The following is a 12,360-nucleotide window of genomic DNA, read 5'->3' as shown; positions in this document are numbered from 1 at the left end:
CCATGTTGTGGATGATCGACAACTACGACAGCTTCACCTACAACCTCGTGCAGTACCTGCAGACGCTGGGTGCCGAGGTGAAGGTGGTGCGCAACGATGCGATGAGCGTGGACGAGATCGCCGCGCAGAAGCCCGAACGCATCGTCATTTCGCCCGGCCCGTGCACGCCCAACGAAGCGGGCGTGTCGCTGGAGCTGATCCAGCGGCTGGGCCCGACCACGCCGATCCTCGGCGTGTGCCTGGGCCACCAGGGCATCGGCCAGGTCTACGGCGGCACGGTCATCCGCGCCGGCAACATCATGCACGGCAAGACCTCGCCGATCCGGCATGAAGGCAAGGGCGTGTTCGCCGGCCTGCCGGACCGTTACCAGGCCACCCGCTACCACTCGCTGGTGGTGGACAAGCACAGCCTGCCGGACTGCCTGGAAGTGACGGCCTGGACCGAAAACGACGACGGCTCGATCGAAGAGATCATGGGCCTGCGCCATCGCCAGTTCCCGGTGGAGGGCGTGCAGTTCCACCCCGAATCCATCCTCACCGAACACGGCCACGCCCTGCTGCGCAATTTCCTGCAGCGCCCGGCGGCCTGATCCAAGGAGCATTCCCATGAGCTTCTCCCCCCAGGAAGCCCTGCAACGCACCATCGAGCACCGCGAAATCTTCTTCGACGAAATGGTCGACCTGATGCGGCAGATCATGCGCGGCGACGTGTCGCCGATGATGACCGCCGCGATCCTCACCGGCCTGCGGGTGAAGAAGGAAACCATCGACGAGATCGCCGCAGCTGCCACCGTGATGCGTGAGTTCGCGCTGGCGGTGCCGGTGGCCGATACCACCCATCTGGTCGACATCGTCGGTACCGGTGGCGATGGCTCGCACACCTTCAACATCTCCACCTGCGCGATGTTCGTCGCGGCGGCCGCGGGCGCGCGCGTGGCCAAGCATGGCAACCGCAGCGTGTCGTCCAAGTCCGGCAGCGCCGATGCGGTCGAGGCGCTGGGCGCGGCGATCGAGCTGCGGCCGGACCAGGTTGCTGCGGCCATCGAACAGACCGGTATCGGCTTCATGTTCGCGCCGATCCACCACCCGTCGATGAAGGTGGTGGCGCCTGTGCGCCGCGAGATGGGCGTGCGCACGATCTTCAACATCCTCGGCCCGCTGACCAACCCGGCCAGCGCGCCGTCGGTGCTGATGGGGGTGTTCCACCCTGATTTAGTGGGTATCCAGGCGCGCGTGCTGCGCGAGCTGGGCACCGAGCGGGCCATGGTGGTCTGGGGCCGTGACAACATGGACGAGATCTCGCTGGGTGCCGGCACCCTGGTCGGTGAGCTGCGTGACGGCAAGGTGCGCGAGTACGAGATCCACCCGGAAGACTTCGGCATCGCCATGTCGGCCAGCCGCAACCTGCGCGTGGATGGCCCGGAGCAGTCCATCGCCATGCTGCGCGCGGTGCTGGACAATCAGCCCGGCCCGGCCCTGGACATCGTCGCCCTGAACGCTGGCGCCGCGCTGTATGTGGCCGGCGTGGCCGGCGACATCGGTGACGGCCTGGCCCGGGCCCGCGCCGCCATCGCCAATGGCAGCGCCCGCCAGCGCCTGCAGCAGTATGTTGAGACCACCCGCGCGCTGGTTGCCTGAGCGCGCGGTTCAGCCTGACCCTCTCGATGGCCGATAATGGCCGTCCTCACCGCCCCAGTACCGAACCGACGACGATGAGCGACATCCTGCAGACGATCCTGGCCCGCAAGGCCGAAGAAGTGGCCCAGCGCCGCGCCCAGCGCCCGCTTGAGGAGCTGCAGGCCGCCTTGGCCAGCGCCCCGCCGGTACGTGGCTTCGTGCGCGCGCTGCAGACGGCGGTGGCCAACGGCGACCCGGCGGTGATCGCCGAGGTGAAGAAGGCCAGCCCGTCCAAGGGCGTGATCCGCCCGGACTTCCGCCCGGCCGACATCGCCGTCAGTTACGAGTTCGGTGGCGCCAGCTGCCTGTCCGTACTGACCGACGTGGATTTCTTCCAGGGCGCCGACGCCTACCTGCAGCAGGCCCGCGAGGCCTGCACGCTGCCGGTGCTGCGCAAGGACTTCGTGATCGATGCCTACCAGGTGTACGAGGCCCGTGTACTGGGCGCCGACTGCATCCTGCTGATCGTCGCCGCGCTGGACGACACCCAGCTGGCCACGCTGTCCGAGCTGGCGCTCTCGCTGGGCATGGACGTGCTGGTGGAAGTGCATGACATCGACGAGCTGGAGCGTGCGCTGCAGGTGCCGGCACCGATGATCGGCATCAACAACCGCAACCTGCGCACCTTCGACGTGTCGCTGCAGACAACGCTGGACATGCAGAAGGCGGTGCCGCGCGATCGCCTGCTGGTCACCGAAAGCGGCATCCTCGGCCCACAGGACGTGGCGCTGATGCGCAATGCCGGCATCCATGCCTTCCTTGTCGGCGAGGCGTTCATGCGTGTGGAAGAGCCGGGTGAGGGCCTGCGTCAGCTATTCTTTGCGGCATGACAACGCACTATCCAACGCCGCGCGGGGATGCGCCGCTGGTGGTCTTCGATTTCGACCACACCCTCTACGACGGTGATTCGGGCACGCACCTGTTCGCCTCGCTGATCAAGCGCAACCCGCTGCGCATGCTGGCGGCACTGCTGGTCACGCCGATTGCCGGGCCGATGGTGGCGCTGCTGCCGACCCGTCGCGCCGGTATCTCGGTCTATGTGTGGATCGGCAGCTTTGGCCTGCACCGTGCACGTGATTTCAACAAGGTGATCGACGCCTACGTGCTGCGCAACGAGGCGCAGATGCGCGCCAAGCTGCTGCCGCAGGCACTGGACGTGTTCGCTGCGCACCGCGCGCAGGGAGACCGCGTGGTGGTCGCCACCGGCGCGCCGCCGGAGCTGGCCCGCGCGATCCTGGCGTTCGTCGCCCATCAGGATGTGCCGGTGATCGGCACCGAAGTCGGCCCGCGGCTGGGCGGCGTCGGCCCGACCCGCCACTGCCACAACGAAGAGAAGCTGCGCATGCTGCGCGAGCGTGGCTACGCCGACATCGACATCGCCTATTCCGACAGCACGGCCGACCTGCCGCTGCTGCTGGCGGCCAAGGCGCCGGTGGTGGTGAACCCGAAACCGGGCAAGGTGGACTTCTTCCGCCGCGTGCTGCCAGCCGGCACCCGCATCCTCAACTGGGGCTGCGTCGATCGCGGCGGCGACAAGGCCTGATCCGCCGCACGGTGATGGATCTGCCGGGCCACGCCCGGCGGGCAGTCACTTGTACAGGTGCCCGTACACCGCATGGCCGATCTGGAACAGGCTGATGCCCAGCACCAGCACGCCAACGGCTACTAGCACCCAGCGCTCCTTCACCCGCTTGACCAGGATCGCCGCGACCGGTGCGGCCATCATGCCGCCGATCAGCAGGCCGGCGACGATCTGCAGGTGCTGCACGCCCATCGACAGCAGGAAGGTGGCCGAGATGGTCAGGGTGACGATGAACTCGGCCGCATTGACCGTGCCAATGGTAGTGCGCGCCTGCCCGCCACGGGCGAGCAGGGTGGAGGTGGCCACTGGCCCCCAGCCGCCGCCGCCGCTGGCGTCGAGCAGGCCGGCGAAGAAGCCCAACACCGGCACCCGGCGGATCTCGCCTTTGGGTACCCAGCGTCCTGCGGCTCGGGCCAGGATGATGATGGCCAGCACCAGCAGGTACAGGTAGATCAGTGGCCGGATGATCTCGCCAGGGACCTGGGTGAGCACATAGGCACCCACGGCCCCCCCCACCGCGCCGGGCAGGGCCAGGCGCAGGAACAGGCGTTTATCGACATTTCCGGCGGCAAGGTGCGACACGCCGGAGGCACCGGTCGTGAACACTTCGGCCGTATGGATGCTGGCACTGACCTGCGCGGGAGGCAGGCCCATGCTCAGCATCACCGACGAGGACACCAGGCCGAATGCCATGCCCAGCGCGCCGTCGACCAGCTGGGCGCCGAGGCCGATGAGGATGAACCACCAGAATTCGCTGCTCAGCTCCATGCAAGGAGCCTAGCGCGCGAAGGAGTGCGGACCAAGGTCCGCACCCACCGGGGCTCAACGGGTGCCGTACAGCACCACGGTCTTGCCGCGGGCATGCAGCAGGCCGTCGGTCTGCAGCTTCTTCAGCACACGGCCGGCCATTTCGCGAGAACAACCGACCAGGCGGGCCAGTTCCTGGCGCGAGACGCGCAGCTGGCTGCCCTGCGGATGGCTCATCGCCTCCGGCTCCTGCGCCAGGTCGTGCAGGGTGCGCACGATTCTGTCCGTAACGTCCAGGAACGCCAGGCGGCTGGCCTTGCGGCTGGTGTCCAGCAGGCGCTTGGAGATCTGCTGGCCCAGCGCGTACAGCAGGCGCGGGGCATCGGCCGACAGCGGGCCGAGGAACAGCTGATGCAGGCGCTCGTAGCTGATTTCAGCCAGCTCGCAGGCGGTACGGGTCCGCAGGATCACCTCGCGGCGGTCCGATTCAACGAACAGGCCCATCTCGCCGACGAACTCGCCGGCACCGAAGTAGCCCAGCACAAGCTCTCGGTCGTCATCTTCCTCGGCCATGATCGAAACCGAGCCGCTGATGACGTAATACAGGGTTCCCGCCGGGTCACCGGGTCGGAAGACGTCGGTACGGGTGGGATATCGCCGCCTGTGGCTGTGCGCCAGGAAACGATCGATGGTGGCGATATCCAGGGCCAGTGGACTGCTAGCTAGGCGCACGGTTGACACGATAGGGGCGCTCCCTCTGCGCATGAACGGATTCACGGGGTCGATAGCGGAGCTTAACCAGCGCAATTGTTAAGGGCAAACAGTGTGCCAGAACTCTTGCGTCTTCACGTTCCCCCCGGGAGCAGTTTGCCCCATAATTCCTCCTTTCCCTTCTTACACAGGAATCGACCGCCGTGGTCAAGCCGTTGCCTCGCCTGAGGCTGCAGGGTTTCAACAACCTCACCAAGGCGCTGAGCTTCAACATCTATGACGTGTGTTACGCGCGCACCGAAGAGGAGCGTCAGCGTTACATTGAATACATCGATGAAGAGTACAACGCCGACAGGCTGACTCAAATCTTGACCGATGTCGCCGAGATCATCGGCGCCAACATCCTGAACGTGGCCCGCCAGGACTACGACCCGCAGGGTGCCTCGGTGACCATCCTGATCTCCGAAGAACCGGTGATCGACAAGAAGCAGGCCGGCAAGGAGCTCATCTCCGATGCCGTGGTCGCGCACATGGACAAGTCGCACATCACCGTGCACACCTATCCGGAAACGCACCCGCAGGAAGGCATCGCCACCTTCCGTGCCGATATCGACGTGGCTACCTGCGGTGTTATTTCGCCGCTGAAGGCGCTGAACTACCTGATCGAGAGTCTGGAATCGGACATCGTGATCATGGATTACCGCGTCCGTGGCTTCACCCGTGACGTGAAGGGCAAGAAGCACTACATCGATCACAAGATCAACTCGATCCAGAACTTCCTGGCCAAGAACATCAAGTCGCGTTACGAGATGTTCGACGTCAACGTCTACCAGGAGAACATCTTCCACACGAAGATGCACCTGAAGGACTTCGACCTGGACCAGTACCTGTTCGAGGAAAAGGCCAAGAACCTGTCGTTCAAGGAACGCATGAAGATCGAAGCGCTGCTCAAGCGCGAGATCGAAGAGCTGTTCCACGGCCGGAACCTGTCCGAGTAAGCCCCATGCGCGATGCCCGCAGGCATCGCCGCCCAGGCGGGACGACCCGCCCCGTGGAACCAGTGCTGCGCACGTGTAATGGTTCCACGGTGATGTACCGACCTACGGCCCGGTGTGAAAACACCGGGCCGTTTCGTTTTCCCAAAAAGGTAAGGAGCCCCCACCCATGCCCTGGATCTACCTGCTGCTGGCCGGCCTGTTCGAGATCGGTTTCGCCCTCGGAATGAAGTACTCCGACGGCTTCAGCAAACCCCTGCCCACCGCAGCCACGGTGGTATCAGCCCTGATCAGTCTGTACCTGATGAGCCAGGCGATGAAGAGCATCCCGGTCGGCACGGCCTACGCGATCTGGACCGGCATCGGTGCCATGGGCGTGGCGGTGCTGGGCATCTACCTGTTCAACGACAGCGCTTCGCCGGCCCGTCTGGCCTGCGTGGGTCTGATCGTGGCCGGTGTGATCGGCCTGAAGCTGGTGTCGCCCAATTAAGCCCGGGTAGTGCCGGCCGCTGGCCGGCAGCCTCATGACCTGCGGCGACCCATGCGGGGTTGCCGGCCAGCGGCCGGCACTACCCTCATGCGACCTTACAGCCGATAGGCAATGGTCTTCATCACTTTGGAGGCCAGCGCCATTACGCCCGGAATCGGGAACGGCAGGTGCCGCGCGCCCGCCTGCTCGGCGTGCTCGGCATGCCGGGCCTCGTCTTCCTTCATCACGGCGATGACCGCACGGCTGCGCAGGTCGCCGGCCGGCAGGTCGACCAGGTGCTCATCCAGGTGGGCCTCGACCTGGCGCTCGGTCTCCACCACGAAACCCAGGTTCCAGCCGTCACCGCGCAGCCCGGCCAGGGTGCCGATGGTGTAGCTGCCGGCGTACCACAGCGGATTGAACAAGCTGGGACGGCTGTCCAGCTCACCCAGCCGGGTGGCGCACCAGGCCAGGTGGTCGGTTTCCTCCTGCGCCGCCTCCAGCAGATGTTCACGCGTAGCCGGGTCGCGGGCCACCGCGGCCTGGCCGAAATACAGTCCCTGCGCGCAGACCTCTCCGACGTGGTTGATCCGCATCAGGCCGGCCGCATGGCGGCGCTGTGCGGCATCCATGCCCGGCTCGTCGGTGTCCGCCGCCGGGTAGGGGCGGGCGGCCGGCGGGTTGCCGAACACCGTGTCCAGGGCGCGCTGCGCCTCGGTCAGCAGATGGTCCAGCGGGGTGGTCTGGCGGAGCACGGTCATGGCGGTAGGCGGTGGGGCGGGAGACCCCTCGATTCTCGCCCGACCCCGGGCCCCTGCCAACCCGCTGCAGGGGCGGCTTGCACCAGGGGCTTGACCTGCGTACAATCCCGCCTCTTACGCTTCACCTTTTCACAACGCGTGGCAGAGTTCCGGTGAGCCTTTCGCCGCAATGAGCCCGACCTAACCTAGAGTTCTTCATGAGCACTTTCACTGCCAAGAACGAGACCGTCCAGCGCGACTGGTACCTCGTCGACGCCGAGGGCAAGACCCTGGGCCGTCTCGCCACCGAGCTGGCCCGCCGTCTGCGCGGCAAGCACAAGCCGGTCTACACCCCGCACGTTGATACCGGCGACTACCTGGTCGTCATCAATGCAGAAAAGATTGTCGTCACCGGCAAGAAGCTGCAGGACAAGATGTATCACCGTTTCACCGGTTACATCGGCAACCTGAAGACCGAGTCCCTGGCTCAGGCGCTGGAGCGCCACCCGGAGCGCGTGATCGAGACCGCCGTCAAGGGCATGCTGCCGAAGGGCCCGCTGGGTCGCCAGATGTACCGCAAGCTCAAGGTCTACGCCGGCACTGAGCATCCGCACGCCGCACAGCAGCCGCAGGTTCTGGATATCTAATCATGGCTATCACTCAAAACTACGGCACTGGCCGCCGCAAGTCCTCCACCGCTCGCGTGTTCCTGCGCAAGGGTTCGGGCAACATCACCGTCAATGGCCGTCCGCTGGACGAGTTCTTCGGTCGTGAGACCGCGCGCATGATCGTGCGCCAGCCGCTCGAGCTGACCAAGAACACCGAAAGCTTCGACATCCTGGTCACCGCCGCTGGCGGCGGCACCACCGGCCAGGCTGGTGCGATCCGTCTGGGCATCGCCCGTGCTCTGGTCGAGTACGACGAAACCCTGAAGTCCGAGCTGCGCAAGGCTGGCTTCATGACCCGTGACGCCCGTGAAGTCGAGCGTAAGAAGGTCGGTCTGCACAAGGCCCGCCGCGCCACCCAGTTCTCCAAGCGCTGATCCACTGCGCCTGGCGGGGCTCCTTCGGGAGCCCGCTGGTTGGAAAAGCAAAAGCCCGGCTTCGGCCGGGCTTTTGTCGTTTCGGGGTATGCATTGGAGGGGGTGGGGTCAGAGCCTTTTCCTGCGGAAAAGGATCCGACCCCGGAGTTCTCTCTGGAGGGGAGTCCCCTTGATGTTCAAGGGGTGCGCGCCGACAGGCGCGGGGATAAGGTGGAATGCGCGACCAAATTAAACGCAAAAGGCCAGATCTTTCGATCTGGCCTTTTGCGTTTAATTTGGCTGCCCCGGATGGATTCGAACCACCGAATGCCTGAGTCAGAGTCAGGTGCCTTACCGCTTGGCGACGGGGCAAAACGTGAAGCTATTTTCTCACTTTTCACGCTGAAAAACAACTTGATTTTCAGTGTGGTGGCTATGGGTGGACTCGAACCACCGACCCCAGCATTATGAGTGCTGTGCTCTAACCGGCTGAGCTACATAGCCTCGGTGAGCCCGCTATTCTGCTGATGTGCATCGCCTCTGTCAACACTTTTGTGCCGTGCTTGTAGGCCGACAGAGGGCATGGGATAGTCCCGGCCAGTAGATTTTTTTAGGAGTCCGCATCGTGATCGATCCGGACGGCTATCGACCGAACGTCGGTATTGTGCTGATGCGGCCGGACGGCCAGGTGTTCTGGGCACGACGCGTGCGCCGGGATGGCTGGCAGTTCCCGCAGGGCGGCATGAATACCGACGAGACGCCTGTCGAGGCCATGTATCGAGAACTGCAGGAAGAGACCGGCCTGCTGCCTGAGCACGTGGAAGTGCTCGGGGCAACGCCCGGCTGGCTGCGCTACAAGCTGCCGGCACGAGCCATCCGCCGCAACGAGCGGCAGGTCTGTATCGGCCAGAAGCAGGTCTGGTTCCTGCTGCGCCTGACCGGCGATGAATCCCACGTGCGCCTGGACCACACCGACTCCCCGGAGTTCGATCACTGGCGCTGGGTGGACTTCTGGTACCCCGTGGAGCACGTGGTGATGTTCAAGCGCGGCGTCTATGCGCGCGCATTGCGGCATCTGGCGCCGCTGGCACGTGGGGTGGCGGGGCAAGGCGTTACCGCGATGCCCAAGAGTGCTGCCGAGGCCTGGATGCCGGGCCACACCGCGGGCCACGACCGTCCCCGCAAGCGTCCGCGGACCAGCGGTTACTGGCCGAAGAAGGCGCAGGGCGACGGCCCACCCGGCTGAGTGGCTGAACGGTATCGAGAATGGTTCAGGTCTCTGATTGACAACCATTCTCGTTTCCATTGGAATAGCCAACAGGCCACTTCTGGCCCGTCAGCCCGGTTCACGCCTGTGTACGTCTGCATCTGCAACGGAGTCACCGACCACCAGATCCGCGAAGCCGCCAGCCATGGCGTCAGCTCGGTGGCCGAACTGACCATGCGTACCGGCTGTGGCGCCACCTGCGGTTCCTGCCTGGACATGGCCGGCGAACTGCTGGCCAAGGCACGCGCCACCCACGATCTGCCGCTTCCGGTGCTGGGCCTGGCGCAGGTTGCTTGACCGTTTTCGCGGTGCGTTGACGCCCCGCTGCCGCTTCCTTCACTGCTGGCCGCACAGGCCAATGCGCACGATTCGCGTTCCTTCACCGGCCTGCGCAAGGCGTTAAAGTGCCTGCGTTTTCAGCGTGCAGGAGCATCCCCATGAAGGGCGACACCAAGGTCATCGAATTCCTCAACAAGGTCCTCTACAACGAGTTGACCGCGATCAACCAGTACTTCCTGCACGCCAAGATGCTGAAGAACTGGGGCATCAAGGAACTGGCCGAACACGAGTACAAGGAATCGATCGACGAGATGAAGCATGCCGACATGCTCGCCGACCGCATCCTGTTCCTCGAAGGCCTGCCGAACTTCCAGGCGCTGGGCAAGCTGCGCATCGGCGAAAACCCGACCGAGATCCTGCAGTGCGACCTGTCGCTGGAACGCGATGGCGTGGTCACCCTGCGCGAGGCCGTGGCCTATTCCGACTCGGTTGGCGACTACGTCAGCCGCCAGCTGTTCGTGAAGATCCTCGATTCCGAGGAAGAGCACATCGACTGGCTGGAAACCCAGCTCGATCTGATCGAGCGTATCGGCGAACCGAAGTACCTGCTGAGCAAGCTCGAAGAGTGACGTAGCGTCGAGCTCGCTCGACTGCCTTGGTGGGTCTGGTCGTCGAGCAAGCTCGACGCTATCGGCGCTGGCCCAGGTAGCCCGTCAGCGCCACGCGCGCACGGGCGAACTCCGCGACCAGCAGCGCAACCGCCACCGCGGGGCGCTGCAGGTTGCCGTTGCGGGCTTGCTGCTCGATGCGCTGCGCGACAGCCGACAGCGACAACGCCCCCACATTTGCACTCGATGACTTCAGGCTGTGCGCAACGGCCTGCAGGCGTGGTTCATCGCCACTCTGCGCGGCCAGCTGCAACTGCTGCACCATCGCCGGCGCATCTTCCAGAAACACCGAGATGATCCGGGTGGCGGCATCGCCAATCACGGCGTGCAGTTCGTCCAGCACTTCACGGTCAAGCACCGGTTGCGGGGACGCGCTTGGCGGCTCGGATTGTAGCGTCGAGCTTGCTCGACTATCGCCATGCTGACCGCAGTCGAGCAAGCTCGACGCTCCGACATCGACCGATCGCGGTCCCCAGCGCCGCAGCAGCGCATGCAGCGCGGCACGTGCGATCGGCTTGGACAGGTAGTCGTCCATGCCGGCCTGCAGGCAGCGCTCACGGTCGCCGGCCATGGCGTTGGCGGTCATCGCGATGATCGGCAGGCGCGCACGTCCACTCTGCGCTTCCTCGACGCGCCACTGGCGGGTGGCGGCGTAGCCATCCAGCACCGGCATCTGGCAATCCATCAGCACCACATCCACGCCGCCTTCGCGCAGGACAAGCAGTGCCTGCTCGCCATCGGCGGCATTGCGCACCTCGCACTGGAACACGCGCAGCAGCTGCTCGGCCACCATCCGGTTGACGGTGTTGTCTTCCACCAGCAGCACGCGCAGATGAAGTGGCGGCAGCGTGGCCACTAGTTGTCCGTCTTCGGCACTGGCCAGCAATGCCGCAGGGCGTGCGGTGCTCACCGGTGCGGCGAGCAGGGCGTGCAGTGCCGCGTCATCGAAGTGGGCGGGCAGCTGGCGTTGGCGTGGCCGTGGCTGAAGCACGTCGTCCTGCAGCCATAGCACCTGGAGTGCGTCGTCCTCACCGCGCTCGGCCAGCGCCTGCTGCAACGTGGCCTCGCCGGTGCGGCGTGCGCGGGCATCGACCAGCAGCCATGCCGGTGCGGGCTGTCCGGGGCGCGGTGCGGCGCGCAGGCGCTCGATCAGTGCATCGCGCTGTGCCAGTACCTGCACCTGCAGGCCGTGGTGAGCGGCGATGCGCTCGATGCGGGCCTGCAGTCCGGCATCGGCACTGAACAGCAGCAGTGGTGCCGGCGCACGCGCCATTGCGGGCAGGTCGCCGGGCACCTTCAACAGCGGGATCTCGAACCAGAACATCGCGCCCTGGCCGGGCGTGGACTGCACGCCGATGCGCCCGTGCATCAGGTCGATGATGCGCTTGCAGATCGCCAGGCCCAGCCCAGTGCCACCATAGATGCGGGTGGTCGAGGCGTCGGCCTGGCTGAAGGACTGGAACAGACGCGCCTGCAGTGTCTCGTCGATGCCGATGCCGGTGTCGATGATCTCGAAGCGTAGCTGATGCTGCGCGGCACCCTCGCCCAGGCGCTGCACGCGCAGCTGCACCTGGCCGCGGGCGGTGAATTTGATCGCGTTGGCCAGCAGGTTGCTCAGCACCTGACGCAGGCGTACCGGATCCCCGCGCACCGGCAGGCGTACCATCGGGTCCAGTTGCAGACCCAAGGCCAGACCCTTGGTGTCGGCGGCACGCTGCATCAACTGCACCACGCCGTCGAGCAGGTCGCGCAGGTTGAAGCTGGTGATTTCCAGTTCCAGCGCCTGCGCTTCCAGCCGTGAGTAGTCGAGGATGTCATCGACGATGCGCAGCAGCTGCTGCGAGCTGGCCGAGGCGGTGGCCAGCATCTGCCGCTGGTCCTCGCCCAGCGGCCCGCGCGCGATCAGCTCCAGCATCGGCAGGATGCCGTTGAGGGGAGTGCGGATCTCGTGACTCATCGTGGCCAGGAACTCGCCCTTGGCCAGCACGGCCGCCTCGGCGGCCTGCTTGGCCTGCAGCAGCTGCTGTTCCAGCTGTCCCTGGCGTTCGGTGGTACGAAGCAGCTGGTCGCGCTCGGCGGCCAGCGCGCTGCGTTCGCGCTGCAACTGCGCCAGCGCACGGTTGCGCTCGCGCAGGCGCAGTCCCAGCAGCAGCGCGATGGTGGCCGCACCAAAGGCAACCAGCAGCACGCCCCACAGCGGCACG

General features: G+C 65.6%; 15 protein-coding genes and 2 tRNA genes. 11 read left to right on the top strand and 6 right to left on the bottom strand.

Annotated elements, in window-relative coordinates; translation table 11 throughout:
- Nucleotides 1–2: 2 nt before the first annotated feature.
- The 4 genes from ABH900_RS04830 to ABH900_RS04815 all read left to right on the top strand — a co-directional run bounded on the left by ABH900_RS04830 (nt 3) and on the right by ABH900_RS04815 (nt 3,220).
- Nucleotides 3–590: an anthranilate synthase component II gene (locus ABH900_RS04830; protein ID WP_429621775.1), complete on the top strand. Its 588-nt coding sequence runs from the start codon at nt 3–5 to the stop codon at nt 588–590.
- Between the two features lie 16 nt (nt 591–606).
- The gene (trpD, locus tag ABH900_RS04825; protein ID WP_429621774.1) at nt 607–1,638 is read left to right on the top strand and encodes an anthranilate phosphoribosyltransferase; all 1,032 of its coding nucleotides are present in this window, start codon (nt 607–609) and stop codon (nt 1,636–1,638) included.
- 74 nt (nt 1,639–1,712) lie between these two features.
- Nucleotides 1,713–2,507 (top strand): indole-3-glycerol phosphate synthase TrpC, encoded by a 795-nt coding sequence (gene trpC, locus ABH900_RS04820; RefSeq protein ID WP_429621773.1) that lies wholly within the window; start codon nt 1,713–1,715, stop codon nt 2,505–2,507.
- Nucleotides 2,504–3,220, top strand: coding sequence for a haloacid dehalogenase-like hydrolase (locus tag ABH900_RS04815; RefSeq protein WP_429621772.1), 717 nt, complete (start codon nt 2,504–2,506; stop codon nt 3,218–3,220). Before trpC ends, ABH900_RS04815 begins: the two co-directional genes overlap by 4 nt.
- 45 nt (nt 3,221–3,265) lie before the next feature.
- Here ABH900_RS04815 and ABH900_RS04810 read toward each other — a convergent pair whose 3' ends face one another.
- Nucleotides 3,266–4,027 carry a sulfite exporter TauE/SafE family protein gene (locus ABH900_RS04810; protein ID WP_429621771.1) on the bottom strand — a complete coding sequence of 254 codons (762 nt, stop codon included), beginning with the start codon at nt 4,025–4,027 and terminating at the stop codon, nt 3,266–3,268.
- A gap of 54 nt (nt 4,028–4,081) precedes the next feature.
- The gene (gene crp, locus ABH900_RS04805) at nt 4,082–4,771 is read right to left on the bottom strand and encodes a cAMP-activated global transcriptional regulator CRP (RefSeq protein ID WP_010482649.1); all 690 of its coding nucleotides are present in this window, start codon (nt 4,769–4,771) and stop codon (nt 4,082–4,084) included.
- 149 nt (nt 4,772–4,920) lie between these two features.
- Between crp and speD the strand changes: the two genes are divergently transcribed.
- The gene (gene speD / locus ABH900_RS04800; protein WP_006473908.1) at nt 4,921–5,715 is read left to right on the top strand and encodes an adenosylmethionine decarboxylase; all 795 of its coding nucleotides are present in this window, start codon (nt 4,921–4,923) and stop codon (nt 5,713–5,715) included.
- Nucleotides 5,716–5,881: 166 nt separating this feature from the next.
- A complete protein-coding gene (locus ABH900_RS04795; protein WP_429621770.1) occupies nt 5,882–6,202 on the top strand; it encodes a DMT family transporter in 321 nt (106 codons plus the stop codon).
- A 95-nt stretch (nt 6,203–6,297) separates the two neighbouring features.
- Here the strand turns inward: ABH900_RS04795 and coq7 are convergent, their stop codons facing one another.
- Complete coding sequence (gene coq7, locus ABH900_RS04790) at nt 6,298–6,942, bottom strand: 2-polyprenyl-3-methyl-6-methoxy-1,4-benzoquinone monooxygenase (RefSeq protein ID WP_429621769.1); 645 nt, start codon at nt 6,940–6,942, stop codon at nt 6,298–6,300.
- A gap of 197 nt (nt 6,943–7,139) precedes the next feature.
- Between coq7 and rplM the strand changes: the two genes are divergently transcribed.
- Nucleotides 7,140–7,568 (top strand): 50S ribosomal protein L13, encoded by a 429-nt coding sequence (gene rplM / locus ABH900_RS04785; RefSeq protein ID WP_150455520.1) that lies wholly within the window; start codon nt 7,140–7,142, stop codon nt 7,566–7,568.
- A 2-nt stretch (nt 7,569–7,570) separates the two neighbouring features.
- Nucleotides 7,571–7,963 carry a 30S ribosomal protein S9 gene (gene rpsI, locus ABH900_RS04780; RefSeq protein ID WP_005411311.1) on the top strand — a complete coding sequence of 131 codons (393 nt, stop codon included), beginning with the start codon at nt 7,571–7,573 and terminating at the stop codon, nt 7,961–7,963.
- Between the two features lie 276 nt (nt 7,964–8,239).
- On the opposite strand, the gene ABH900_RS04775 is transcribed toward rpsI, so the two are convergent.
- Nucleotides 8,240–8,314 (bottom strand) — tRNA-Gln (locus tag ABH900_RS04775).
- Between the two features lie 55 nt (nt 8,315–8,369).
- Nucleotides 8,370–8,446: transfer RNA gene (locus ABH900_RS04770), tRNA-Met, on the bottom strand.
- Nucleotides 8,447–8,567: 121 nt separating this feature from the next.
- Here ABH900_RS04770 and ABH900_RS04765 point away from each other — a divergent pair.
- The 3 genes from ABH900_RS04765 to bfr all read left to right on the top strand — a co-directional run bounded on the left by ABH900_RS04765 (nt 8,568) and on the right by bfr (nt 10,117).
- Nucleotides 8,568–9,188 (top strand): RNA pyrophosphohydrolase, encoded by a 621-nt coding sequence (locus tag ABH900_RS04765; protein WP_429621768.1) that lies wholly within the window; start codon nt 8,568–8,570, stop codon nt 9,186–9,188.
- A gap of 108 nt (nt 9,189–9,296) precedes the next feature.
- Nucleotides 9,297–9,506 carry a (2Fe-2S)-binding protein gene (locus ABH900_RS04760; protein WP_294996653.1) on the top strand — a complete coding sequence of 70 codons (210 nt, stop codon included), beginning with the start codon at nt 9,297–9,299 and terminating at the stop codon, nt 9,504–9,506.
- 140 nt (nt 9,507–9,646) lie between these two features.
- Complete coding sequence (gene bfr / locus ABH900_RS04755; protein WP_005419804.1) at nt 9,647–10,117, top strand: bacterioferritin; 471 nt, start codon at nt 9,647–9,649, stop codon at nt 10,115–10,117.
- Between the two features lie 58 nt (nt 10,118–10,175).
- Here bfr and ABH900_RS04750 read toward each other — a convergent pair whose 3' ends face one another.
- Nucleotides 10,176–12,359 carry an ATP-binding protein gene (locus tag ABH900_RS04750; RefSeq protein WP_429621767.1) on the bottom strand — a complete coding sequence of 728 codons (2,184 nt, stop codon included), beginning with the start codon at nt 12,357–12,359 and terminating at the stop codon, nt 10,176–10,178.
- Nucleotide 12,360: the final 1 nt, after the last annotated feature.

This window comes from Stenotrophomonas sp. AN71 (assembly GCF_050435725.1).
GTDB lineage: Bacteria > Pseudomonadota > Gammaproteobacteria > Xanthomonadales > Xanthomonadaceae > Stenotrophomonas.
The sequence above is the reverse complement of the archived record's forward strand: the minus strand, read 5'-3'. Positions and strand labels throughout refer to the sequence as shown.

Excerpts from the sequence above, each read along its gene's own strand:
- rpsI (WP_005411311.1), top strand. The coding sequence starts at position 7,571 with ATGGCTATCACTCAAAACTACGGCACTGGCCGCCGCAAGTCCTCCACC.
- ABH900_RS04810 (WP_429621771.1), bottom strand. The coding sequence starts at position 4,027 with ATGGAGCTGAGCAGCGAATTCTGGTGGTTCATCCTCATCGGCCTCGGC.
- rplM (WP_150455520.1), top strand. The coding sequence starts at position 7,140 with ATGAGCACTTTCACTGCCAAGAACGAGACCGTCCAGCGCGACTGGTAC.
- crp (WP_010482649.1), bottom strand. The coding sequence starts at position 4,771 with ATGCGCAGAGGGAGCGCCCCTATCGTGTCAACCGTGCGCCTAGCTAGC.
- bfr (WP_005419804.1), top strand. The coding sequence starts at position 9,647 with ATGAAGGGCGACACCAAGGTCATCGAATTCCTCAACAAGGTCCTCTAC.
- trpC (WP_429621773.1), top strand. The coding sequence starts at position 1,713 with ATGAGCGACATCCTGCAGACGATCCTGGCCCGCAAGGCCGAAGAAGTG.
- ABH900_RS04795 (WP_429621770.1), top strand. The coding sequence starts at position 5,882 with ATGCCCTGGATCTACCTGCTGCTGGCCGGCCTGTTCGAGATCGGTTTC.
- trpD (WP_429621774.1), top strand. The coding sequence starts at position 607 with ATGAGCTTCTCCCCCCAGGAAGCCCTGCAACGCACCATCGAGCACCGC.
- ABH900_RS04830 (WP_429621775.1), top strand. The coding sequence starts at position 3 with ATGTTGTGGATGATCGACAACTACGACAGCTTCACCTACAACCTCGTG.
- ABH900_RS04815 (WP_429621772.1), top strand. The coding sequence starts at position 2,504 with ATGACAACGCACTATCCAACGCCGCGCGGGGATGCGCCGCTGGTGGTC.
- coq7 (WP_429621769.1), bottom strand. The coding sequence starts at position 6,942 with ATGACCGTGCTCCGCCAGACCACCCCGCTGGACCATCTGCTGACCGAG.